Below are 22,849 nucleotides of genomic sequence, written 5' to 3' on the forward strand. Positions count from 1 at the left end.
CCTTTTCGATGGTACCTAAACCGATGTTCGAGAGGCGTGGACGGACATGAGTGAAGATGCGGGAGGAGAGGGCCTTCCGAGCCGGCGCGCGTTCGGCGGCGGACTCCTGGCCCTCGGAGGAGCGGTGATGGTCGGTTCGGTGCCGGGAGCGGCCGCCGCCTCCGAAGGGGAGGCGGGGCGCGGGGCCGGTCCCGCGGCGGAAACGGGGGCCGGGGCGCGGCGGACCACGCTGAGGCGCGGTTCGGCCGAGCGGGCCGGGCTGCTCGCGCCGCACCTGGACCGGCTGGTCGCGGAGGCCGAGGCGTTCCTCGCCCCCTCTCCCGCGCACCCCTGGTACGCGGGGGCCGTGCTGCTCGCCGGGCGCGGCGGGACCGTGGCCCTGCACCGGGCGATCGGCTCGGCCGTGCGGTACGCGGCGTACGACGAGAAGACCGGCACCGGCGTCGAGCTGCCGCCGGAGCTGCGGCGGCCGATGGCCGAGGACACCGTCTTCGATCTGGCCTCGGTCTCCAAGCTGTTCACCTCGATCCTGGCGGTGCAGCAGATCGAGCGCGGGGCGCTGGACCTGGAGGCGGGGATCACGGCGTACCTCCCGGATTTCGGCGGGGGCGGGAAGCGGGACGTGACGGTGCGCCAACTGCTCACCCACACCTCCGGGTTCCGGTCCTGGCTGCCGCTGTACCGGGAGCCGACGCGGGAGGGGAAGCTGCGGCTGCTCCGGGCGGAGGTGCCCGTGAGCACGCCGGGGTCGGCTTACCTCTACTCCGACCTCAACATGATCTTCCTCCAGCTGGTCCTGGAGGAGATCACCGGTCGCGGTCTGGACACCCTGCTCCACGACGAGATCACCGCTCCGCTCGGGATGCGCCGCACCCGTTTCAACCCACCGCCCTCCTGGCGGCCGGACATCGCCGCCACCGAGGACGCCCGGCCGCCCTGGTCCGGCCTGGACCGGGGCATGGTGTGGGGCGAGGTCCACGACGAGAACGCCTACGCCCTCGGCGGGGTCGCCGGGCACGCCGGGGTCTTCTCGCGCGCCCGGGACCTCGCGGTCCTCGCCCGCACCCTCCTCAACGGCGGGGCGTACGGCCGGGCCCGCATCCTCTCCCCCGCGTCCGTGGAGCTGATGTTCACCGACTTCAACACCGCCTTCCCCGGCAACGCGCACGGGCTCGGCTTCGAGCTCCACCAGCACTGGTACATGGGTGCGATGGCCACGCCCCGCACGGCCGGGCACACCGGTTTCACCGGCACGAGCCTCGTGCTCGACCCGACGACCGACTCGTTCCTGATCGTCCTCGGCAACTCCGTGCACCCGGTGCGCTCCTGGCGCTCCGGGTCCGCGCCGCGCGTCGCCGCCGCGAACCGGCTGGCCAGGGCCGTTCCCGTACGTCCCGTCCGGGGCCGTACCGCCTGGTTCTCCGGCATGGCGAGCGGCACCACCGCCACCCTCACGCTGCCTCCGGTCCCCGGCGCGGCGCGTCTGGAGTGCGCCCTGTGGTGGGACACCGAACCGGGGGCGGACGCCGTCCGCCTGGAGGCGTCCCGGGACGGCGGGGCGGCCTGGGAACCGGTGCCGTTCGTCACCGCACGCCCGGACGGGGAGCCGTCGGCGCACCCGGACGGGGCGGCGAGCGGCTGGTCGGGGCGCGTCTGGCACCGGCTGACGGCCGGGGTCCCGGCGCCGGACCGGGGCGGCGTCCCGGTCCGGCTGCGCTGGCGGTACACGACGGACGCGCGGTACGTCGGGCGCGGGGCGTACGTGGACGGGGTGCGGGTCCTCGACGCCGCCGGCCGGCCGCTCTTCGACGGGGCCCGCCCGGCGGACGCCTCGCGCGTCGAAGCGGTGGGATGGGCCGTGTCCGAGGACTGACGGTCCGTCCCCGGGCGGGACCTCAGTCGTCCGCCGCCGTGCGCAGCTCCGTCAGGAGGGGGCTGATCAGGGGGTGCTCCTCGGCCCCGCGCCGCACGGCGGCGAAGACCCGGCGGGTGGGGGCGGCCCCGTCCACGGGCCGCACCTCGACACCCGTGAGGTCCATCCCGCGCAGCGCCGAGCGCGGGACGAGGGCGACCCCGGCGGCGGCGGAGGCGAGGGCGACGACGGCGCGGAAGTCGTCGGAGACGTGCGCGAAACGGGGGGCGAACCCGGCGTACTCGCAGGCCAGGACGGTGACGTCGTGGCAGGGGTTGCCGGTGGACTGCCCGATCCAGTCGTCCTTGGCGAGGGCGGCGAGGGCGACCCGTCCGCCGGCCGCCAGGGGGTGGCCGGGCGGCAGGACCGCGTCGAAGGGCTCGGCGTAGAGCGGGACGCGGGTGAGCCGGTCGTCGTCCTCGGCCGGGGCGCCCCGGTACTCGACGGCGACGGCCACGTCCACCTGCCGGTCCAGGACCATGAGCAGGCTCTCGTCGCCCTCGGCGTCCCGCACGCGGACCCGGATGCCGGGGGCGGTGCGGGCGAGCGCGGTGAGGGCGGGGGCCACCACGAGGCCGATGCCGGTGGCGAAGGCGGCGACCGTGACCGTGCCGGCGTCGCCGGAGCCGTAGGCGGCGAGTTCGGCCTCGGCGCGCTCCAGCTGGGCCAGGACGGCGTTGGCGTGGCCGAGCAGGATCTCGCCGGCCGGGGTGAGGCGCGCGCCCCGGGCGCTCCGCTCCACCAGGCGGTGCCCGGTCTCCTGCTCCAGGGCGGCGAGCTGCTGGGAGACGGCGGAGGGGGTGAGGTAGAGCGCGGCGGCCGCCGCCGTGACCGTGCGGTGGTCGGCCACCGCACGGAGGATGTGCAACCGCCGCGCTTCGATCATGCCCCCAGTGTCCCAGGCGGCGGGGGCGGCGGGCGCCGTTCGCGCCGCCGTTCCGGTGTCAGCCGGCCAGGGCGGCGCGGGCCGAGACGAAGGCGTCCACGGCCCGGTTCACGTCCTCCGTGGAGTGCGCGGCGGAGAGCTGGACGCGGATGCGGGCCTGCCCCTGCGGCACCACCGGGTACGAGAAGCCGATCACGTACACGCCCCGCTCCAGGAGCAGTTCGGCCATGCGTCCGGCCTCGGCCGCGTCGCCGATCATGACGGGGGCGATGGCGTGGTCGCCGGGCAGGACGTCGAAGCCCTCCCCGGTCATGCGGGAGCGGAAGAGCGCCGTGTTGGCGTTCAGCCGGTCGCGCAGGTCGCCGGCGGACTCCAGGAGGTCGAGGACCTTGAGGGAGGCGGCGGCGATGACCGGGGCGAGGGTGTTGGAGAAGAGGTACGGGCGGGAGCGCTGGCGCAGCAGGGCGACGATCTCGGCGCGGGCGGCGACGTAGCCGCCGGAGGCGCCGCCGAGGGCCTTGCCCAGGGTGCCGGTGATGATGTCGACGCGGTCCATGACGCCGTGCAGCTCGGGGGTGCCGCGCCCGCCGGGACCGACGAAGCCGACGGCGTGCGAGTCGTCCACCATGACCATGGCGTCGTGGCGCTCGGCCAGGTCGCAGATCTCGTCCAGCGGGGCGACGTAGCCGTCCATCGAGAAGACGCCGTCGGTGACGATCAGCTTGCGCCGGGCACCGCCCTCGGTGGCCTCCTTGAGCCGCTGCTCCAGGTCGGCCATGTCGCGGTTGGCGTAGCGGAAGCGGCGGGCCTTGGAGAGGCGGATGCCGTCGATGATCGAGGCGTGGTTGAGGGCGTCGGAGATGACGGCGTCCTCGGGGCCGAGGATCGTCTCGAAGACGCCGCCGTTGGCGTCGAAGCAGGAGGAGTAGAGGATCGTGTCCTCCTGGCCGAGGAAGGAGGACAGGCGCGCCTCCAGCTCCTTGTGCACCTCCTGGGTGCCGCAGATGAAGCGGACGGAGGCCATGCCGTAGCCCCAGCGGTCCAGCGCCTCGTGGGCGGCGGCGACCACCTCGGGGTGGTCGGCCAGGCCCAGGTAGTTGTTGGCGCAGAAGTTGAGCACCTCGCCGGGGCGGCCGCCGGAGGTGACGGCGACGGTGGCCGACTGGGGGGTGCCGATGACGCGCTCGGGCTTGTGGAGTCCGGCCTGCTCGATCTCTTCGAGGGTGGCTCGGATGTCGTCGCGAACGGAATCGAACATGGGTCAGGCTCCCGCAGTCCAGTCGAGGATGATCTTGCCGCTCTTGCCGGAGGCCGCGTCGTCGAAGGCGGCCTCGAAGTCGGTGTACGCGTAGCGGCCGGTGATGACGGGGGCGAGGTCGAGACCGCCCTCCAGGAGCACCGACATCGCGTACCAGGTCTCGAACATCTCACGGCCGTAGATGCCCTTGACCGTGATCATGGAGGTGACGATCTTCGCCCAGTCGACGGCGAAGTCCTCGCTGGGCAGGCCCAGCATGGCGATCCTGCCGCCGTGGGTCATGTTGGCGACCATGTCGCGCATCGCGTGCGGGTTGCCGGACATCTCCAGGCCGACGTCGAAGCCCTCCTTGAGCCCGAGGGTGCGCTGGCCGTCCGCGATCGTGCTCCCGGCCACGTTCAGGGCGAGGGTGACGCCCGTCTTGCGGGCGAGTTCGAGGCGTTCCTCGCTGACGTCGGTGATCATGACGTTGCGGGCGCCGGCGTGCTTGGCGACGGCGGCGGCCATGATGCCGATCGGGCCCGCGCCGGTGACCAGGACGTCCTCTCCGACGAGCGGGAAGGAGAGCGCGGTGTGCACGGCGTTGCCGAAGGGATCGAAGATCGCGGCGACGTCGAGGTCGACGGGGACGCGGTGGACCCACACGTTGGAGGCGGGCAGCACGACGTACTCCGCGAAGGCGCCGTCCCGGCCCACGCCGAGGCCGACGGTGGCGCGGCAGAGGTGGCGCCGGCCGGCCAGACAGTTGCGGCACTTGCCGCAGACGAGGTGCCCTTCGCCGCTGACCAGGTCGCCGACGGCGATGTCGGCGACGTCACGGCCGACGTGGACGACCTCGCCGACGAACTCGTGGCCGATCGTCAGCGGCGTCCCGATCGTCCTCTGCGCCCAGCCGTCCCAGGAACGGATGTGCAGGTCGGTGCCGCAGATCCCGGTCCGGCTGACCTTGATGAGGACGTCTCCGGGGCCGGCCTCCGGCTCGGGCACGTCCGTGAGCCAGAGTCCCGGCTCCGCCTTCAGCTTGACCAGCGCCTTCAATGCAACGGCTCCCGACGTGCGTGTCCTGTGATGCATGGGGTGAGGCAGGGCTGTGCACCCAAGATCCCCGGAGGAGAATCTTCCGTACGCACGGCTCCCGGTCCATCGAGGATTTCTTAAGCGCGCTCGCAGATCAGCTTCACACCCCGGGCGGGGGCGGCCCGGCGTCAACACGCGGAGGGAACTTTCACCTCTCCGGGGAGGCTGCCGCGCCGGGGGCGGGGCGGTCCGCGGCCGGCCCGGCAAGCCGCGCGGGTCCCGCGTCAGGCGGGCGGCGGCGCGGCCGCCCTGAGGAGGAGGGCGGCGGCCTCGGCGCGGCGGCCGAGGCGTTCCAGGCAGTGGGCCTCGTCGTCGAGGGCGGCGAGGGTGTCGGGGTGTGCCGGGCCGAGGAGGCGGAGGCGGGCGGAGGCGACGGCGCGGTGGGCCTCCAGGGCCTCCGCCCAGCGGCCGAGCCGGCCGAGGGCGACACCGGTCTCCCGGCGGCTGAGGAGGGTGTCCGGATGGTCGGCGCCCAGGACCCGCGTCCGGACGGCGTGGACGTCCCCGGACTCCGCGAGCGCCTCCTCCCAGCGCCCGAGGCGGCCGAGGTTGACGGCGAGGGCGTGGCGGGCGCGCAGGGTCTCCGGCCCGTCGGCGCCCTGGGCGCGGGTGCGGGAGGCGACGACGGAGCGGCAGACGTCCAGGGCGTCCGCCGCCCGGCCGAGCCGGCCGAGGAGGACCCCGGTCTCGTAGTGGGCGGCGAGGGTGTCCGGATGGTCGGCGCCGAGGGCGGCGGCGCGCGCCCCGGCGACCGCGCGGTACTGGGCCAGGGCCTCCTGCCGGCGCCCCAGGCGCGCGAGGACGTGGGCGACCTCGTGGCGGGTCATCAGGGTGTCGGGATGGTCCTCGCCGAGCAGCCGGGCGCGGGCCTCCGCGACCTCCCGCGCCGTGCGGTACGACTCCTCGAGGCGGCCGAGGCGCCCGAGCGTGAACGCCAGGTTGTGGCGGCAGCGCAGGGTGTCGGGGTGGTCGGGGCCCTCGGCCCGCTCCCTGGCGGCGAGCACCGCGACGTACAGTGCGTACGCCTCGGAGTGCCGTCCCAGGCGGTCGAGGGCGTACGCCCGCTCCTGCCGTGCGGCGAGGGTGTCGGGGTGGTCCTCCCCGAGGACGCGCGACCGGACCCGGGCGACCCGCTCGAAGACGCGCAGGGCGTCGGCGGGGCGGTCGAGACGGACGAGGGCGAAACCGACCTCGTAGTGGCTGGCGAGGGTGTCGGGGTGGTCCTCCCCGAGGACGCGCGACCGGTCCTCGGCGACGGACCGGTGCACCGCCTCCGCCTCGTCCCAGCGGCCGAGTCGGCCGAGGCCCATTCCCGCCCGGTGGCGGCCGGCGAGGACCGCGACCAGCTCGGCCGGGGGCGCGGGGGCGGGACCGGCCGGCGCGGGGGCGGTGGTCCACTCGGTGGTGAGGACGGCCGCGGCGGGGTCGTGGGCGGCCGGGCGCGGCCCGGCGGCTCCGGCCGGGCGGTGCCCGCCGGTCATCCCGCGGCTCCACGCCGGGGCGGGCGCGGGGGCGGACGGGACGGGCGCCGCCGGTCCGGGGTCCACCGGCACGGGCAGCGTGAGGGGGAGGGACGGCTGCGCGGGCACTCCGGGCAGCGGCGGGAACGGGGGCGGTCCCGCGCGGCCCGAGACGATCCGGCGGCGCAGGTCGCCCGCGTCGGCCGGCCGCTCCGCGGGCACCTTGGCGAGCAGGTCGACGACGAGGCGGTCGAAGTAGTCGGGCAGTTCGGCCCGGTGGGCGCGCGGCGGGCGCGGCACCGTGTCCCGGTGCCCGATGAGGATCGCCCAGGAGTCCCCCAGGTCGAAGGGCGGGGAGCCGGTGGCGAGCTCGTACAGCACGCAGCCCAACGAGTAGAGGTCGCTGCGGTGGTCGACCTCGCCGCCGCCGATCTGCTCCGGGGACATGTAGTGGGGCGTCCCCATCGCGATGCCGGTCCCGGTGAGCTTGGACGTGAAGCCCATGTCCGCGCCGAGGCGCGCTATCCCGAAGTCGCAGATCTTCACCGTGCCGTCCCGCAGCCGCATGATGTTCGCGGGCTTCAGGTCGCGGTGCACGATCCCCTGGCCGTGCGTGTACGCGAGGGCGTCGGCAACCTGGTCGGCGATCTCGACGAGGTCCTGGACGGGCAGCGGGTGCTGCGCGTTGGCGGCGAGGAGCTGGCTGAGGTTGCGCCCCTCCAGGAGTTCCATGACGAGGAAGAGGACGCCCTCGTACTCGCCGAAGTCGTGCACGACGGTGATGCCCCGGTGCTGGAGCGCGGCGGCCACCCGGGCCTCGCGCCGGAAGCGCTCGCGCACGACGTCGAGCACCTGCGGGTCCCGCTGCGGGCCGAGCGGTTTGAGGCACTTCACGGCGACGCGGCGCCCGAGCGCCTCGTCGGTGGCGCGCCACACCTCGCCCATGCCCCCGCGGCCGATGACCTCGTGCAGGCGGTACCGCCCCTGGATCAGTCCGGAGTCCCCCATCGCGTGCCGTCGCCCCCGTCGATTCCGTGCGTCCTACCCGGTGTGTCCAGTATGGCCGCCGGGTCCGACAGAGGGTACGGGGCGGGGCGCGCGTACGGATCGGGCCGCGCCTGCGGGCCGAGCCGTTCCACGGCCCGCAGGACGTGCCGGGGCGGCAGCCTCCAGCGCAGGCGGGAGGGGACGTTGCGCAGCAGGTTGGCCGTGGCGACGAGCCGGCGGGTGACGGTCTCCGGCGGCGGGGCGGGCCGTCCGTAGAGCGCGTGGGCGTACGGGGGGAGGGCGTCGTACGCGAGCGCCGTGACGCGCCGCCAGATCACCTCGCGCGCGGGGACCAGGAGGGGCCGGACCGGCGGACGGCGCAGGAAGTCCTCGACGGTCCTGGCGTCCGGCCCGGCGGTGAGCAGGGGGCGTACCGACGCGAAGTAGGCGGCGAGTCCGGCGGTGGTGGCCGGGACGGCGTCCGGGTCGAGGCCGACGAGCCGGGCCGAGGTGCGGTGCTCGTCCACGTAGCGGTCGGCCAGCGCGTCGGTGAGCGGGATTCCGGAGCGGCGGGCGACCGAGAGGTACGAGTCGGTCTCGGCGCAGTGGACCCAGAGCAGCAGTTCGGGGTCGTCCACGCCGAGCAGCCGGTGGATGCGGCGGACGCGGGCGCCGGCCGCCTCGGCGGCTTCGGTGGTCCCGTAGCTGAGGGTCCCGACGAAGTTGGCGGTCCGCGTGAGCCGTCCCCAGGGGTCCTCCCGGAACCCGCTGTTGATCATGACGCCGCGGACGGCGACGGGGTGGAGGGCCTGGAGCCAGAGGGCCCGGACGCCGGCGATCCACATCACCGGGTCGCTGTGCAGTTGCCACGTCACGGAGCCGGGTCCGAAGAGCCCGGGGTCGGCGTCCTGCGTCATGGCGTTCAGGCTACGCCGGAACGGTCGTGTGAGCGCCGGGCGTGACGTGCCCGGAATCCCCGCCCGGGCGCCCGGGCCGCCGGGACGTCCGGAACCCCTGGCCCATCCGGCCCCTCTTGCGGGCACGCCGCCCTGTGTCACGCCGTCTTCCGGCGGACCGGGCACCACCATGGGACGCGCGCCTCCGGAGGAACCGCCGGGGGCGCGCCCGGGCCGTGACGGGAGCGTGTCCGGCGCGGCGCGCGGGGCAGACGCCCCGGAGACACCAGGGCCGGTCGGCGGGGCGACCGCGTCCGTTCACACGACGGAGGAGACATGCGCAAGGACAGGCGCCCGGACGGCTCGTCCCCGACCGACGAGGAACTCGACGCGCTCGACGCGCACTGGAGGGCGGCCAACTACCTGTCCGTCGGGCAGATCTACCTGATGGACAACCCGCTGCTGCGCACACCGCTGGAACCGGAGCACATCAAGCCGCGGCTGCTCGGGCACTGGGGCACGTCCCCCGGTCTCAACCTCGTGTACACCCACCTCAACCGGCTGATCAGGAACCGCGGCGTGGACGCCCTGTGCGTCTGGGGGCCCGGTCACGGCGGGCCGGCCGTGGTCGCCAACTCCTGGCTGGAGGGGAGCTACAGCGAGGTCTACCCGGACGTGTCCCGGGACGGGGAGGGCATGGCCCGGCTGTTCCGGCAGTTCTCCTTCCCCGGCGGGGTCCCGAGCCACGTGGCGCCCGAGACGCCGGGGTCGATCCACGAGGGCGGCGAACTGGGCTACGCCCTGTCGCACGCGTACGGCGCCGCCCTGGACAACCCGGACCTCCTGGTGGCGTGCGTCGTCGGGGACGGCGAGGCGGAGACGGGCCCGCTCGCCACGTCCTGGCACTCCAACAAGTTCCTCGACCCCGTGCACGACGGCGCCGTCCTGCCGGTGCTCCACCTCAACGGGTACAAGATCGCGAACCCCACCGTGCTCGCGCGGCTCCCCGAGGCGGAACTGGACGAACTCCTGCGGGGCTACGGCCACGATCCCCTGTACGTCTCCGGGGACGACCCGCGCCGGGTCCACCGCGCCATGGCGGTCGCGATGGACACCGCGCTCGACCGCATCCGGGCCGTCCAGCGCGAGGCCCGTGCCGGCGGGCCGGCCGAACGGCCGAAGTGGCCCGTGATCGTCCTCCGCACGCCGAAGGGCTGGACCGGTCCCGCGGAGGTGGACGGGCTGCCCGTGGAAGGGACCTGGCGCTCCCACCAGGTGCCCCTGTCCGGTGTGCGGGACAACCCGGAGCACCGCGAGCAACTGGAGGCGTGGCTGCGCTCCTACCGCCCCGAGGAGCTCTTCGACGAGGACGGCGCGCCGTCCGCGCGGGTGCTCGCCTGCGTGCCGGACGGCGAACGCAGGCTCGGCGCCACCCCGCACGCCAACGGTGGCCTGCTGCTGCGGGACCTGCCCGTACCGCCGCTCGAACCCTTCGCCGTGCCGGTGGACGAACCGGGCGCCACCCGGCACGAGCCGACCCGCGTCCTCGGGGACCTCCTCGAAGCGGTCATGGCCGCCACGGCCGGCCGCCGCGACTTCCGGCTCGTCGGCCCCGACGAGACCGCCTCCAACCGTCTCGAAGCGGTGTACGGGGCCAGCGGCAAGGCGTGGCAGGAACCGGTCCTGGACACCGACGAACACCTCGACCGGCACGGTCGCGTCATGGAGATCCTCTCCGAGCACACCTGCCAGGGCTGGCTGGAGGGGTACCTGCTCACCGGCCGCCACGGGCTGTTCTCCTGCTACGAGGCGTTCGTCCACATCGTGGACTCCATGGTCAACCAGCACATCAAGTGGGTGCGGACCTCGCGCCGGCTGCCGTGGCGGGCTCCCATCGCCTCCCTCAACTACCTGCTGACGTCGCACGTGTGGCGCCAGGACCACAACGGCTTCTCGCACCAGGACCCGGGCTTCGTGGACCACGTGCTCAACAAGAGCCCCGAGGTCGTCCGCGTCTACCTCCCGCCGGACGCCAACACCCTGCTCTCGGTCGCGGACCACGTGCTGCGCAGCCGCGACTACGTCAACGTGATCGTCGCCGGGAAGCAGCCCTGCTTCGACTGGCTCTCCCTGGAGGAGGCACGCGCCCACTGCGCCCGGGGCGCCGGGGTGTGGGCGTGGGCGGGCACCGAGGACGGCACGCGCGAGCCCGACGTGGTCCTCGCCTGCGCCGGTGACGTCCCCACCCAGGAGGTGCTGGCGGCGGCCTCGCTGCTGCGGGAGCACCTGCCCGAGCTGGCGGTCCGGGTGGTGAACGTGGTGGACGTGACGCGGCTGATGTCCCACGGGGAGCATCCGCACGGCATGACGGACGGGGAGTACGACGCCCTGTTCACGACGGACAGGCCGGTGATCTTCGGCTACCACGGCTATCCCTGGCTGGTGCACCGGCTGGCCTACCGCCGCGCCGGGCACCCGCACCTGCACGTGCGGGGCTACAAGGAGAGGGGGACCACCACGACCCCCTTCGACATGGTCGTGCGCAACGACCTCGACCGCTACCGCCTGGTGATGGACGTGATCGACCGCGTGCCCGGCCTCGGCGTGCGCGCCGTGACGGTGCGCCAGGCCATGGCGGACGCCCGTACCCGTCACCACGCCTGGATCCGGGAGCACGGCACCGACATGCCCGAGGTGGCCGACTGGGAGTGGAGCGGCTGAGGCCCGCCGGGACGGCGCCGGCCCCGGACCGGTCGCCCGGTCCGGGGCCGGCGCGCGAGGGCGGGACCCGGGGAGACGTCCCCGGAGCGGGTTCCGGGCCGTGTCCGGCCTAGGGCAGGAGCTCGTCCATCGAGGCGCGGCCCTTCTCCGCCATGCGGCGCTCCGCCCAGGCGAGGTTCTGCGGGTTCACGTCACGGCCGGAGGCGAGGACCAGGTCCTCCGCCGTGAACTCCCCTTCCGACCCGGCGTGCAGCAGCCGGTCGGGCGTCGGGGAGTCCCCCGGGGACGTCTTGTCGGGCTCAGCGTTCATGCCGCCTCCTACGTGTTCGTCCGGCACTGGCCATTCTGGTGTCCGGTCGGCGCGCGCGCATCCGGGGCCCCGGGCGCGGCCCTCGCGGCGAACTCGCGCCACGCCGGGTCGTCACCGTGGCGCCCGCGGTGCGCGGGTTCGACAATGGGGAGGATGACCGACGACGATCCGCGTACGCGCAGTGGCGAGATCGGGCCCGCCCAGTGGCTCGCCATGAACCGGACCGGCAGCTTCGACTGGGATCTCGACACGGGCCGCATCGATGTCGACGAGTCGGGGCTGCTGGTCTTCGGCGTGGTCCCGGACGCCTTCGACGGGCGCCCGGCGTCGCTCGTCGCGCGGCTCGCCCCCGGGGAGCTGGCCAGGCTCCGGGGCGTCGTGCGCGAGGCCGTCAGGAGCGGCGCCCTCTCGTACACCGCGCACTTCCCCGTCCCCCAGGACGACGGGCCGCCCCACTGGACGCACGTACAGGCCCGGATCCTGCGCTCGCCGCGGGGATGGGCCCGGCGGATCGTCGGCGTCGTGCGGGACACGACCGCCGAGATCGCGCACTTCACCTTCGTCCGGGACCTGGAGAAGCGGCGCGAGGTGCAGACGAGCATCGTCGAGCGGACGACGAACGCGCTGTCGCGGGCGGTGACCGTGGACGACGTGACGGCCGCCCTGACGGGTCCGGGAGGGCTCGCGCGGCTCGGCGCGGACGGGCTCGCGCTCGGCCTCGTGGAGAACGGCTCGCTGAACGTCATCGCGCTCAGCGGGGACTCCCTCGACGTGCTCGACGACTTCCGCGGCCGGCGGCTCGACCGGAAGCTTCCGCTGGCCGAGGCGGTGCTGAGCGGCCGGCCCCGGTTCGTCCCCTCCTTCGCCGCGCTCGGCCGGGACTTCCCCGAACTCGCCCCCTACCTGCCCCGGCTGGACTTCCGGGCCGCCTGCTACTTGCCGCTGGTGGCGCAGGCGCGTTCGCTCGGCGGGATGGCCCTGTTCTACCGGGGCCGCACCTCGTTCAACCCCGACGAGCGCAACCTGGCCCTCGGGCTCGCGGCGATCGTCGCCCAGTCGCTCCAGCGGGCGATGCTCTTCGACGAGGAGCGGGAGCTGGCGACCGGGCTCCAGGAGACGATGCTGCCGCGCCGCATCCCGGAGATCACCGGCGGCCGGATCGCCGTCCGGTACCACGCGGCGTGGAGCGGGCGGCAGGTCGGCGGCGACTGGTACGACGTGATCCCGCTGCCGCGCAGCCGGGTCGGGATCGTCGTGGGCGACGTCCAGGGCCACGACACGCACGCGGCCGCCATCATGGGCCAGCTGCGGATCGCGCTGCGGGCGTACGCGGGCGAGGGGCACGCCCCGCCGACGGTCCTCGCCCGCGCCTCCCGGTTCCTCGCCGAGCTGGACACCGACCGCTTCGCGACCTGTACGTACGCGCAGGTGGACCTGGCGAGCGGCACGGTGCGCGCCGTACGGGCCGGGCACCTCGACCCGTTGATCCGGCACACCGACGGCCGGGTGGGGCGGCCCAAGCTGCGGGGCGGCCTCCCGCTGGGCCTGGCGACGGCGTTCGGGGACGAGGAGTTCCCGGAGACGCGGCTCGACCTGGTGCCCGGGGAGACCCTGGTGCTCTGCACGGACGGTCTGGTCGAGCAGCCCGGCGCGGACATCTCGGCCGGTCTCGCCTCGCTCGCCGAGGCGATCGCGGGCGGCCCGCCGGAGGCCGAGGCGCTGGCCGACCACCTCTCCGACCGCCTGTGGGAGCGGTGGGGCGCGGGCGACGACGTGGCCCTCCTGGTGCTGCGGCGCAGCCCGGACCCGGGCACGCCCCGGGCGCCGCGCATCCACCAGTACGTCCACCAGGCCGATCCGCAGGGCCTCTCGGACGCGCGGGCGGCCGTGGGGCGGGCGGTCCGGGACTGGGGCATGGCGGGCCTCGCCGACGACGCGGAGCTGCTGACGGGGGAACTCCTGGTCAACGTGCTGCTGCACACCGAGGGGGGCGCGGTGCTGACCCTGGAGGTGCTGCCCGAACCGGTGCGTCGGGTGCGCCTGTCGGTGCAGGACCGGTCGAGCGCCTGGCCCCGGCGGCGTACCCCGGGCGAGGCCGCCACCTCGGGCCGCGGGCTGCTCCTGCTCGACGCGCTGGCCTCCCGGTGGGGGGTCGAGCCGCGCGGTGAGGGCAAGGCGGTGTGGTGTGAGATCGGCCCGGCGGAGGCTGCGGGCGGCGCCCCCGGCGGTGGCTGAGGGGCCGGGTTCAGGCGCGCTGCCACACCGTGGTCGCGTTGCAGAACTCGCGGATGCCGTGGCCCGCGAGTTCGCGGCCGTAGCCGGAGCGCTTGATCCCGCCGAAGGGGAGCGCCGGGTGCGAGGCCGTCATCCCGTTGACGAAGACGCCGCCGGCCTCCAGGTCACGGACGAAGAACGCGATGTCCTCCTGGGAGCGGGTCCAGACGTTGGAGCTGAGGCCGAACGGGGAGTCGTTGGCGACGGCCACGGCCTCCTCGGCGTCGCCGACCCGGTAGACGGTGGCGACCGGCCCGAAGGTCTCCTCGCGGTGGACGCGCATCTCCGGGGTGATGCCGGTGAGGACGGTGGGCCGGTAGTACCAGCCGTCGCGGAGCGCCTCGTCGTCGGGGCGGTGGCCCCCGCAGAGGACGGTGGCGCCCCGTTCCACGGCGTCGTCCACCAGTTCCTCCAGGTCGGCGCGGCCCCGCTCGGTGGCGAGGGGGCCGACGTCGGTGGACTCGTCGAGGGGGTCGCCGACGGTGAGGGCGTTCATGGCGGCGGTGAAGCGCTCGGAGAAGTCGTCGTAGACGTCCCGGTGGACGATGAACCGCTTGGCCGCGATGCACGACTGCCCGTTGTTCTGCACCCGGGCGGTGACGGCGGTCTTCACGGCCGCGACGACGTCGGCGGAGGGCATCACGATGTACGGGTCGCTGCCGCCGAGCTCCAGGACGGTCTTCTTGATCTCGTCGCCCGCCACGGAGGCGACGGCCCGGCCGGCCGGTTCGCTGCCGGTGAGGGTGGCGGCCACGATCCTCGGGTCCCGCAGGATGCCCTCGATCTCCCCGGAGCCGACGAGGAGGGTCTGGAAGCAGCCCTCGGGGAATCCGGCGCGGCGGAAGAGGTCGCCCAGGTAGAGCGCGGTCTGCGGCACGTTGGAGGCGTGCTTGAGGAGACCCGTGTTGCCCGCCATGAGGGCGGGCGCGGCGAAGCGGATCACCTGCCAGAGCGGGAAGTTCCACGGCATGACGGCGAGGACCGGGCCGAGGGGCCGGTAGTGGACGCGGGCCGTGTCCGCTCCGGAGTCCTGGACGTCGCTCTCCGCCGGGTGCTCGTCGGCGAGCAGTTCCTCGGCGTGGCGGGCGTACCAGCGCATGGCCTTGACGCACTTGGCGGCCTCCGCGCGGGCGGCGACGACGGGCTTGCCCATCTCGACCGTCATCGTGCGGGCGATGTCCTCGGTGTCCTCCTCCAGGAGGCCCGCGGCGGCGCGCAGGAGGCGGGCGCGTTCGGCGAAGGGGGTGGTGCGGTACCGGCGGAACGCCTCGTGCGCCGCGGCGACGCGCCGCTCGATCTCCTCGGGCCCGTGGGCCTCGTAGGTGCGCAGCGTCTCTCCGGTCGCGGGGTTCACGGTGGCGATGCCCATGGCCTGTCTCCTCCTGCGTCGGCCCCCGCTCTGACAGAAACCTTCCGCGAAGGGCGGCGCGGCGCAACAGGGGCGGGGCGGTGGGGTGACCGGGGGGCCACCGGGAATCAGGAGGTCAGCCAGGCCAGCGCGCCGGAGAGGTGGGCCCGGAAGAGCGGGTCGCGGTACGCCTCCGGGGCGTGCCCGAGGGCGGTGAAGAAGACGCGCCCGCGGCCCACCTCGCGGCACCAGGCGAGCGGGTGGTCGTCGCCGTGGGTGCCGCCCCGGTAGGAGGACTCGTCGGCCCGGGCCAGGACCCGTACGCCGGTTCCGCCCGTGCCGCGCGGGTCGGAGGTGAAGTTGTACCACTCGTCCGTCCACTCCCAGCGGACCGGGAGCGGGGCGGTCGCCGGGTGGTCCCGCGCGTCCACGAGGACGGTGCCCGGCTGGATCTCGGGGTGGCCGTCGAAGCGGGTGCCGAGCAGTTCCCCGTAGAAGGGCCAGTCCGGCTCGGCGTTGGCGGCCGCGTGCACGGCGAGGAGGGCGCCGCCGCCCCGCAGGTACGCCTCGAAGGCGGTGCGGCCCTCGGGGGTCAGGACGTTCCCGGTCGTGGAGAGCAGGACGACGGCGGCGTACCCGGCCAGCCGCTCGGGGGTGAAGGCCCCCGGGTCCTCGCCGGTCTCGGCCGTGTGCCCCAGCTCCCCCGCAAGCTCCGCTAGCGCGGCGGCGCCGTCGGGGATCGAGTCGTGCCGGTAGCCGGCGGTGCGGGTGTAGATCAGGACGTCGGCGGTGGGCACGCGGGGCTCCAGGGACGGGGGTCGGGCGGAGACGAGAACGGGGGAAGGGGGAGGGGGGAGGGAGGGAGGGGCGAGGAGGAAGAGGAAGGGAGGAAAAGAGGGGGAAAGCGCTTTCTCCCGCCCCTGTCCGACCGTAGTCATCGCGAACGGCGAACCGCAACCCCGTCGTCCCGGCGGCGGCCGGCCGACCGGACCGCGCGGGAGACGGCCGGTGCCGGGCGCGCCCGGCACGGGGCCGGAGCGCCGTGTCCGGGTCAGGCCGCCGTGTCCGGGTCGGACGCCGTGTCCGGGTCGGGCCCCTCCGGACCGTCCCCGGCGGGCCGGAACTCCCTGGTCGTCGCCTCCAGGAGCGGGGCGAGGAACTGGCGTTCCAGACTGCCCGGCGGCAGTGCGTCCGGTTCCACGTAGCTCTGGGCGAGACCGCCCTCGCGCAGGGCGACGAGGAGACGCGCGAACCGGTCGGGTTCCACGGTCAGTTCGCGCCCGGCCCGGCGCAGGACGAGGGTGAGGCCGCGGGCGATCTCCGCCCGGAGCCGCTCGTCGTGGCGCGCGAGCACCCGGGCGGTCCCCGGGTCGCGGATGGCGTGCAGGGTGAACTCGGTGGTGACCAGGTACCAGTCCCGCTCGTCCGGTTCGACGCGGGAGGCCAGTTCCGCGAGCCGGGTCAGGGTGTATTCGTCGGCGGGCAGCGCGTCGATCGCCTCGGCGAGCCGCCGCACGGTCCGGTCGCTGTGCTCGTCGAAGAGGGCGAGGAAGAGTTCTTCCTTGCTCGCGAAGTTCGAGTAGTACGCGCCCCGCGTGTAGCCGGCGCGCTCGCAGATCCCCTCGATCGTCGTCGCGTGGAAACCGTGCTCGGCGAACGCCTCCAGGGCGGCCTCCAGGAGCGCCGCGCGGGTGCGGGACCGCCGCCCGGTGACACCTCTCGGCACAGGGGGTCCCTCCTCGTCACGAGCCGCGTCGCGCGGCGGGCGTCCACCATACCGGCGCCTCCCGGCCGGGCGGGGACCGGTTCCGGCGGATAAAATCCAGACATGGGAGAGCGGCCCGCCGTGCCTGCGGCGCCCGATCTGGTCCTCGAGATCGACGGGGACGCGACGCCCATGGACCCGGGCCGCGTCTACCGCGTCGGGCGGGACCCCACCTGCGACGTCGTCCTTCCGGACGCCCGCGCGTCCTGGCACCACGCGGTGTTCCGGGCCGTCTCGGGCCGGTGGACCCTGACCGACGAGGGCAGCACGAACGGCACCTTCGCGGACGGCCTGAGGGTGGTCCGGCCGCGGGAGGTCGGCCCCGGAACGGTCGTACGGTTCGGGCACCCGGAGGACGGTCCCCGCGCGGTCCTCTCGGCCGGCGCCCCGGACCGGCCGCCGGAACGGAAGCCCCCGCCCCCTCCCGTGCGGGAACCCGGACCGGAGCGGGGACGGGATTCCGGACCGGAACCCCTACGGGAGCGGGACCCCGCGCCCGAGCCCGTACGGGAGCGAGACCCCGAGCCCGCGCCGGACCCCGGGTCCGTACGACGGCGGGAGCCCGCGCCGCGCCGGGAGCCCGTCCCGCTCCGGCCCCCCTCCGTCGCGCACCCCGCCGCCACCGGCACCTTCCGGCGGCCGACGTCCGTCCGGCCGCTGCCCGTCCACGGCGTCCGCATCGGCCGTGCCCCCGACAACGACATCGTCGTCCCCGACCTCGTCGTCTCGCGGCGGCACGCCGAACTCCGCGCCCACCCCGACGGCACCTACCGGATCCACGACCTGGGCAGCCACAACGGGACCTTCCTCAACGGCCGGCCCGTCACCGAGGCCCGGGTGACGGCGGAGGACATCGTCGGCATCGGACGGTGCGCGTTCTGCCTGATCGGCGGGCAGCTGGTCGAGTTCACCGACACCGGCGAGGTCTCCCTCGACGTGCGGTCGCTCGGCGTCACCGTCGACCACGGGCGCAGGACCCTCCTCGACGACGTCTCGTTCCCGGTGGGCGAGAAGTCCCTGCTCGCGGTCGTCGGACCGTCCGGCGCCGGGAAGTCCACCCTCCTGAACGCCCTCACCGGCCAGCGTCCCGCCGACCGGGGCACGGTGCTCTACGACGGTCGCGACCTGTACCGGGACTACGCCGAGCTGCGCCGGCGCATCGGGCTCGTCCCCCAGGACGACATCCTGCACCTCCAGCTGACCGTCCGCCGCGCCCTCGGGTACGCGGCCGAGCTGCGGTTCCCCGAGGACACCGACCGCACGGAACGGCGCGCCCGGGTGGACGAGGTGATCCGGGAGCTGGGCCTGGCGGAGCGCGCGGACCAGCCGGTCCACAGCCTCTCCGGCGGTCAGCGCAAGCGGGTCAGCGTCGCCCTCGAACTGCTCACCAAGCCGTCCCTCCTCTTCCTGGACGAGCCCACCTCCGGTCTCGACCCGGGCATGGACCGGTCCGTGATGCACATGCTGCGCGGACTCGCCGACGACGGGCGCACGGTCGTCGTGGTCACCCACAGCGTGCTCAGCCTGGACGTCTGCGACCGGCTGCTCGTCCTCGCGCCCGGTGGCAGGGTCGCCTATTACGGGCCGCCCTCCGAGGCCCTCGGCTTCTTCGGTTTCGACCAGTGGCCGGAGGCGTTCGAGACCTTCGAGAACGACCGGGACCGCGACTGGGCCGGCCAGTACCGCTCCTCCCGCCTCCGGGACCGTTACCTCACCGGTGCCACGGCGGCCCCGGACCTCCCCCCGGGCGGAACCGGCGGGAGCGCCCCGCCCCGCACGGCGCCCGCCCCGCCGCCGAAGGCGCAGAGCCGGGGCTCCCAGCTGCGGACCCTGGTGCGCCGCTACGCGACGGCGCTCTCCGCCGACCGCACCTTCCTCGTCATCATGATCGCGCTGCCGTTCGTGATGGGGGCGATGGCCCGGGCCCTGTCCGAGGGCGCCCTCGACTCCGAGTCGTCGCTGAACGTCCTGCTCATCCTCTGCGTGGGCGGGGTCCTCACGGGCGCGGCGAACGCCGTGCGCGAGCTGGTGAAGGAGCGCGCGATCTACCGGCGCGAGAGAGCCGTCGGGCTGTCCCGTTCGGCCTACCTCGCCTCCAAGGTGGTGGTCCTCGGCCTGATCACGATCGTGCAGGCGGTGGTCCTGACCCTGGTGGCCCTGATCGGGGTGCCGCTGAACGTGCCCGGCGGCAAGGGCGTCCTGATGCCTCCGCTGGTGGAGATCGTCCTCGCCGTCGCGCTGCTCTCCTTCACCGCGATGATGCTCGGCCTGTTCGTCTCGGCCCTGGTCCGCAAGGAGGAGGTGACGATGCCGCTGCTGGTCCTCCTCGCCATCGTCCAGGTGGTGTTCTGCGGGGCGCTCCTCACCGTGCGGGGCACGCCCGTCCTGGAGCAGCTCGCCTGGCTCGTCCCCTCACGGTGGGCGTTCGCGGCGATGGGCGCGACGATCGACATCGGGAAGGCGGCGCCGGGCGACAGGACCACCGACCCGCTGATGCGGCACACGGCGGAGGCATGGCTGTTCGACATGGGCATGATGGTGGTGCTCTGTCTGGTCCTCGCCCTGGTCGTGGCCCGGCTGCTGCGCCGCCACGAGCCGGTCGTCATGCGGAGGTAGACCCGTGAGCGCCCCCGTGTCCGCGTACGTGCCGGACTTCCGGCCCACCCACGTCGTGCCGCGCGACGGCCTCCCCGCCTGGGAGGCGCCCGACCCCGCGCTGCCCACGGCGCCCCTGGACGCCTTCCTCCCCGTGTGCCTGGAGGAGCGGGCCGGGGACTGGGGGCGCATCCGGTGCTCCAACGGCTGGACGGCGTGGGTGGACGCGCGGCTGCTCGTCGGCGTCCCCGACGACCCCCCGGCGGCGGGCCGCCCCCTCACCAGGACCGCCGACCCCCGCCCGCTGATCGCCCGCGCCGAGGACGCGCTCGGCCGCTACCGGCGGGCCGCGGAGGAGCTGGGCGCGGGCCGTCTCGACGGCGAGGGCTTCCGGCTGCGCACCCGGGGCCTGCGGGTGGGCATGGTCGTCGACGGCGAGTCGGTGTGGCTGTACGACGCCGAGCACGAGCGCTGGGTGTACTGCGACGGCGTGGAACTCCGTACGTACGCGGCCGGGGCGGCGCCCTCGGCCACCGTCCGGTCGCCCACGCTCACCCCCGCCGGCACGTCCTCGGCCCCGGCCTCTCCCCCGCCCGCCGTCCCCGTGGAACCGTCCCGTACCCGAGCCGTGGAACCGACGCCCACCCAGGTCGTGGAACCGCCCCCGGACCGGGCCGCGGAGCCGCCTCCGACGGAGGCCCTGGACCACCCCCCGACCCGGGTCGTGGAGCGGCCGCCGACGGGTGAGGGCTGATGGGCGGCGGGACGCACGCCGGCCCGGACCTCCCGGCGGGCCGGCCCTCGGGGCTCGTCGGCAAGGTGGTCGCGGGCTACCGCGTGGAGGGCGAGATCGGGCGCGGCGGCATGGCGGTGGTGTACCGGGCGCGGGACCTGCGGCTCGACCGTACGGTGGCGCTGAAGCTGCTGGCCCCCGAACTGGCCCGCAACGACACCTTCCGCAAACGCTTCGCGCACGAGTCGCGGGTCGCCGCCTCCATCGACCACCCGCACATCGTGCCGGTCTTCGAGGCGGGCGAGACCGAGGGCGTGCTCTACATCGCCATGCGGTACGTGGCGGGACGGGACCTGGCGGCCCTGCTCCACCGGGAGGGGCCGCTGTCCCCGGCGCAGGCGGGCCGGATCGCCGTGCAGGTGGCCTCCGCCCTGGACGCGGCGCACGCGCACGACCTCGTGCACCGGGACGTGAAGCCCGGCAACATCCTGGTGGCCGAGGGCACCGACCGCGACCGTCCGGAGCACGTGTACCTCACGGACTTCGGGCTGACGAAGAAGTCGCTGTCGCTCACGGGGTTCACGACGGTGGGCGAGTTCGTGGGCACGCTGGACTACGTGGCGCCCGAGCAGATCTCGGGGAAGCCGGTCGACGGCCGGTGCGACGTGTACGGCCTGGCGTGCGTGGTGTTCGAGACCCTGACGGGCGCGCCGCCGTTCCGCCGCGACACCGACTGGGCGGTGCTGTGGGCGCAGCAGTACGACCCGCCGCCGCCGCTCTCCGAGGCGCGGCCGGGGCTTTCGCGGGGGGTGGACGCGGTCTTCGCGAAGGCGCTGGCGAAGACGCCCGAGGAGCGTTACGGGACGTGCCTGGAGTTCGTCACCCGGCTCCGTGCCGCCCTGGCGTCCGGCGCTCCGGACGTCCCGGACCCGGCGGGGGGCGACGCGCCGCGACCTCCCGGTCCGCCTCCCGCCCCGCCCGCGTGGGCGCGCCCGGTGTTCCGGGAGCTGTAGGGCCCGGAGCCCCTCGGCCGACCGCCCGGACGGCCGGACGCGGCCGTCCGGCGATCACCGGTGCGACGGGGGCCGGGCGGCTCAGGCCGGCGGGCGGGGCGGAGGGGCGGAGGGTCCGGTCTCGCCCCTGCGGGGGACCCGGGTGGCGAGGAGGCCGCCGAGGAAGCCGAGGACCAGGCCCCACAGGAGCGCGAGGCCGACCGTCCTCCAGACGTCCGGGCGCAGCAGCACCTCGCCGCCGAGCGAGTCGAGTTCACCGATGCCGAGGACCGAGAGGCCGAAACGGGCTTCGACCCGGGTGAGCGGGACGACGGCCGACACGGCGAGCGCGAGGGCGACGCCGAAGCGGAGGGCGTGCTGCCGGAGCCGTGTCCGGGCCGGGGAGCGGACCGCCGCCGTGAAGGCCGCGGCGAGCAGGAGGAGGGCCGCGACGGGGAGGAGCCACCAGGCCCGTCCGTCCCGCGCGGCGAGCGAGGAGAGGTCGACGGTCGAGAGGTCCTGGCCCCCGCCCCCGCCGCGCAGGACGGCGTCGAGGGCCCGGGGCACGGGCAGGCCGAAGGGGCCTTCCGCCCTGCCCTCCCAGGCGCCGCCGATGCCCACGCCGAGGGCGGGCCAGGCGATGTCGGGCAGGCCGAGGAGGAGGACCGCGAAGGTGTCGGCGGGCCGGTCCCCGGTCGCCGCGGTGACGAGCCCGGCGACCAGGCCCACGAGCACGTACGCGAGGAGCAGCAGGAACACCGCGTGGGCGGCGGGCCGTACGGACTCCTGGTGGCGGACGAGCCGGGGCGGCAGGGGGGCGCCGCGGGAGACGAGGAGGGCGGCGAGGAGGACGCCGAGGATCCCCAGGAGGCCGTGGAAGAGCGTGGGGCCGAGGTCGGTGCGGAAGCCGACCGTCGGGTTCACGGCGTCGAGCAGGTCGCCGAAGAGGTCCGCGAGCGGGTCCCCGGTCCCGCCTCCCAGAGTGATCCCGAAGTCGTGGCGGGCGAGGGCGGAGAGGGCCGCGAGGCCGGCCGTCCAGAGGACGGCGGTGGTCGCGGCGCGCAGCAGGAGCGTACGGGCGCCGGTCGCCGCGTGGTGCCGCAGGGGACGCAGGAAGCCGTGGCCGACGACCAGTGCGCCCACCAGGGTGACGGTGAGGGGCATGGCGGTCAGTTCGCCCCGGACGCCCGCGAGGGAGCCGGCGTCGCCGGACAGTTCGACCTCGCCGCCCGCCGCCATGACGACGACGGCGGCGAGGACCTCGGCGAAGCCGCCGGGCAGGTCGGCGGCGCCGGCGGCCCAGAGGCCGAGTCCGGCGGTGACGCCCATCGCGAGGTACCCGGCGACCACGGTCGCCAGGGCCTGGAGGACGGCGCGGGCGGAGAGGCCGGCCGGGCTCGCGGCGGGCCGTGCGGAGGCGGAGGTGGGGGGCCTGCTGCTCACGCCGACCACGCTAGTGCCGGGGGCGGCCGACCGCTTGCGCACGGGGGCCGGGGTTCGGGGGCCGCCGCGCGCGGGCGGGGGCCCCGGAGAGGAGGAGAAGGCGGGGCCCGCCGCGCGCGGGGGTGGCGCCCCGGGACCGGCCGCGCGCGGGGCGCGGTGTTTCCGCTTGCGGCCGGGCACCGGTCGGCGCAC

General features: G+C 75.1%; 16 protein-coding genes. 6 read left to right on the forward strand and 10 right to left on the reverse strand.

Annotated features, from left to right (window positions below; genetic code table 11):
• The first annotated feature begins 46 nt into the window (after positions 1 to 46).
• A complete protein-coding gene (locus tag ACFYZY_RS05165; protein ID WP_388689636.1) occupies positions 47 to 1,873 on the forward strand; it encodes a serine hydrolase in 1,827 nt (608 codons plus the stop codon).
• A gap of 22 nt (positions 1,874 to 1,895) precedes the next feature.
• Here the strand turns inward: ACFYZY_RS05165 and ACFYZY_RS05170 are convergent, their stop codons facing one another.
• The 5 genes from ACFYZY_RS05170 to ACFYZY_RS05190 all read right to left on the reverse strand — a co-directional run bounded on the left by ACFYZY_RS05170 (position 1,896) and on the right by ACFYZY_RS05190 (position 8,497).
• Positions 1,896 to 2,798 carry a LysR family transcriptional regulator gene (locus tag ACFYZY_RS05170; RefSeq protein ID WP_388689637.1) on the reverse strand — a complete coding sequence of 301 codons (903 nt, stop codon included), beginning with the start codon at positions 2,796 to 2,798 and terminating at the stop codon, positions 1,896 to 1,898.
• Positions 2,799 to 2,856: 58 nt separating this feature from the next.
• Positions 2,857 to 4,056: a glycine C-acetyltransferase gene (locus tag ACFYZY_RS05175; RefSeq protein WP_388689639.1), complete on the reverse strand. Its 1,200-nt coding sequence runs from the start codon at positions 4,054 to 4,056 to the stop codon at positions 2,857 to 2,859.
• A 3-nt stretch (positions 4,057 to 4,059) separates the two neighbouring features.
• The gene (gene tdh, locus ACFYZY_RS05180; RefSeq protein WP_388689641.1) at positions 4,060 to 5,094 is read right to left on the reverse strand and encodes an L-threonine 3-dehydrogenase; all 1,035 of its coding nucleotides are present in this window, start codon (positions 5,092 to 5,094) and stop codon (positions 4,060 to 4,062) included.
• 263 nt (positions 5,095 to 5,357) lie between these two features.
• Complete coding sequence (locus tag ACFYZY_RS05185; RefSeq protein ID WP_388689643.1) at positions 5,358 to 7,601, reverse strand: tetratricopeptide repeat protein; 2,244 nt, start codon at positions 7,599 to 7,601, stop codon at positions 5,358 to 5,360.
• Complete coding sequence (locus ACFYZY_RS05190) at positions 7,583 to 8,497, reverse strand: oxygenase MpaB family protein (protein WP_388689644.1); 915 nt, start codon at positions 8,495 to 8,497, stop codon at positions 7,583 to 7,585. Before ACFYZY_RS05190 ends, ACFYZY_RS05185 begins: the two co-directional genes overlap by 19 nt.
• 315 nt (positions 8,498 to 8,812) lie before the next feature.
• Here ACFYZY_RS05190 and ACFYZY_RS05195 point away from each other — a divergent pair, with 315 nt between their 5' ends.
• Positions 8,813 to 11,197, forward strand: a complete 2,385-nt coding sequence (locus ACFYZY_RS05195; protein ID WP_388689645.1) for a phosphoketolase — start codon at positions 8,813 to 8,815, stop codon at positions 11,195 to 11,197.
• 109 nt (positions 11,198 to 11,306) lie between these two features.
• On the opposite strand, the gene ACFYZY_RS05200 is transcribed toward ACFYZY_RS05195, so the two are convergent.
• Positions 11,307 to 11,507, reverse strand: coding sequence for a hypothetical protein (locus tag ACFYZY_RS05200; RefSeq protein WP_388689646.1), 201 nt, complete (start codon positions 11,505 to 11,507; stop codon positions 11,307 to 11,309).
• A gap of 153 nt (positions 11,508 to 11,660) precedes the next feature.
• Here ACFYZY_RS05200 and ACFYZY_RS05205 point away from each other — a divergent pair, with 153 nt between their 5' ends.
• On the forward strand, positions 11,661 to 13,742 hold the full coding sequence (locus tag ACFYZY_RS05205) for a SpoIIE family protein phosphatase (RefSeq protein ID WP_388689648.1): 2,082 nt from the start codon (positions 11,661 to 11,663) through the stop codon (positions 13,740 to 13,742).
• Between the two features lie 10 nt (positions 13,743 to 13,752).
• Here ACFYZY_RS05205 and ACFYZY_RS05210 read toward each other — a convergent pair whose 3' ends face one another.
• The 3 genes from ACFYZY_RS05210 to ACFYZY_RS05220 form a co-directional block, all read right to left on the reverse strand.
• Positions 13,753 to 15,150, reverse strand: coding sequence for an NADP-dependent succinic semialdehyde dehydrogenase (locus ACFYZY_RS05210; protein ID WP_388689649.1), 1,398 nt, complete (start codon positions 15,148 to 15,150; stop codon positions 13,753 to 13,755).
• Positions 15,151 to 15,257: 107 nt separating this feature from the next.
• Complete coding sequence (locus ACFYZY_RS05215; RefSeq protein WP_388689651.1) at positions 15,258 to 15,926, reverse strand: ThuA domain-containing protein; 669 nt, start codon at positions 15,924 to 15,926, stop codon at positions 15,258 to 15,260.
• 254 nt (positions 15,927 to 16,180) lie between these two features.
• Positions 16,181 to 16,855, reverse strand: a complete 675-nt coding sequence (locus ACFYZY_RS05220; RefSeq protein ID WP_388689653.1) for a TetR/AcrR family transcriptional regulator — start codon at positions 16,853 to 16,855, stop codon at positions 16,181 to 16,183.
• 102 nt (positions 16,856 to 16,957) lie between these two features.
• Here ACFYZY_RS05220 and ACFYZY_RS05225 point away from each other — a divergent pair, with 102 nt between their 5' ends.
• Genes ACFYZY_RS05225 through ACFYZY_RS05235 form a run of 3 tightly spaced genes read left to right on the forward strand, consistent with a single transcriptional unit; the run spans position 16,958 to position 21,235 of the window.
• Positions 16,958 to 19,510, forward strand: coding sequence for an FHA domain-containing protein (locus ACFYZY_RS05225; protein ID WP_388689655.1), 2,553 nt, complete (start codon positions 16,958 to 16,960; stop codon positions 19,508 to 19,510).
• A 4-nt stretch (positions 19,511 to 19,514) separates the two neighbouring features.
• Positions 19,515 to 20,243, forward strand: coding sequence for a hypothetical protein (locus tag ACFYZY_RS05230; protein WP_388689656.1), 729 nt, complete (start codon positions 19,515 to 19,517; stop codon positions 20,241 to 20,243).
• Positions 20,243 to 21,235 (forward strand): serine/threonine-protein kinase, encoded by a 993-nt coding sequence (locus ACFYZY_RS05235; RefSeq protein WP_388689657.1) that lies wholly within the window; start codon positions 20,243 to 20,245, stop codon positions 21,233 to 21,235. Before ACFYZY_RS05230 ends, ACFYZY_RS05235 begins: the two co-directional genes overlap by 1 nt.
• Before the next feature lie 81 nt (positions 21,236 to 21,316).
• Here ACFYZY_RS05235 and ACFYZY_RS05240 read toward each other — a convergent pair whose 3' ends face one another.
• A complete protein-coding gene (locus ACFYZY_RS05240) occupies positions 21,317 to 22,657 on the reverse strand; it encodes a streptophobe family protein (protein ID WP_388689659.1) in 1,341 nt (446 codons plus the stop codon).
• Positions 22,658 to 22,849: the final 192 nt, after the last annotated feature.

This window comes from Streptomyces sp. NPDC001744, from assembly GCF_042892575.1.
In the GTDB taxonomy this organism is placed as follows: Bacteria; Actinomycetota; Actinomycetes; order Streptomycetales; family Streptomycetaceae; genus Streptomyces.

What these genes read in the sequence shown, in the direction of transcription:
- ACFYZY_RS05175 (WP_388689639.1), bottom strand. Translation starts at nt 4,056, where the DNA reads ATGTTCGATTCCGTTCGCGACGACATCCGAGCCACCCTCGAAGAGATC.
- ACFYZY_RS05235 (WP_388689657.1), top strand. Translation starts at nt 20,243, where the DNA reads ATGGGCGGCGGGACGCACGCCGGCCCGGACCTCCCGGCGGGCCGGCCC.
- ACFYZY_RS05210 (WP_388689649.1), bottom strand. Translation starts at nt 15,150, where the DNA reads ATGGGCATCGCCACCGTGAACCCCGCGACCGGAGAGACGCTGCGCACC.
- ACFYZY_RS05170 (WP_388689637.1), bottom strand. Translation starts at nt 2,798, where the DNA reads ATGATCGAAGCGCGGCGGTTGCACATCCTCCGTGCGGTGGCCGACCAC.
- ACFYZY_RS05205 (WP_388689648.1), top strand. Translation starts at nt 11,661, where the DNA reads ATGACCGACGACGATCCGCGTACGCGCAGTGGCGAGATCGGGCCCGCC.
- ACFYZY_RS05225 (WP_388689655.1), top strand. Translation starts at nt 16,958, where the DNA reads ATGGGAGAGCGGCCCGCCGTGCCTGCGGCGCCCGATCTGGTCCTCGAG.
- ACFYZY_RS05165 (WP_388689636.1), top strand. Translation starts at nt 47, where the DNA reads ATGAGTGAAGATGCGGGAGGAGAGGGCCTTCCGAGCCGGCGCGCGTTC.
- ACFYZY_RS05200 (WP_388689646.1), bottom strand. Translation starts at nt 11,507, where the DNA reads ATGAACGCTGAGCCCGACAAGACGTCCCCGGGGGACTCCCCGACGCCC.
- ACFYZY_RS05185 (WP_388689643.1), bottom strand. Translation starts at nt 7,601, where the DNA reads ATGGGGGACTCCGGACTGATCCAGGGGCGGTACCGCCTGCACGAGGTC.
- ACFYZY_RS05195 (WP_388689645.1), top strand. Translation starts at nt 8,813, where the DNA reads ATGCGCAAGGACAGGCGCCCGGACGGCTCGTCCCCGACCGACGAGGAA.
- ACFYZY_RS05190 (WP_388689644.1), bottom strand. Translation starts at nt 8,497, where the DNA reads ATGACGCAGGACGCCGACCCCGGGCTCTTCGGACCCGGCTCCGTGACG.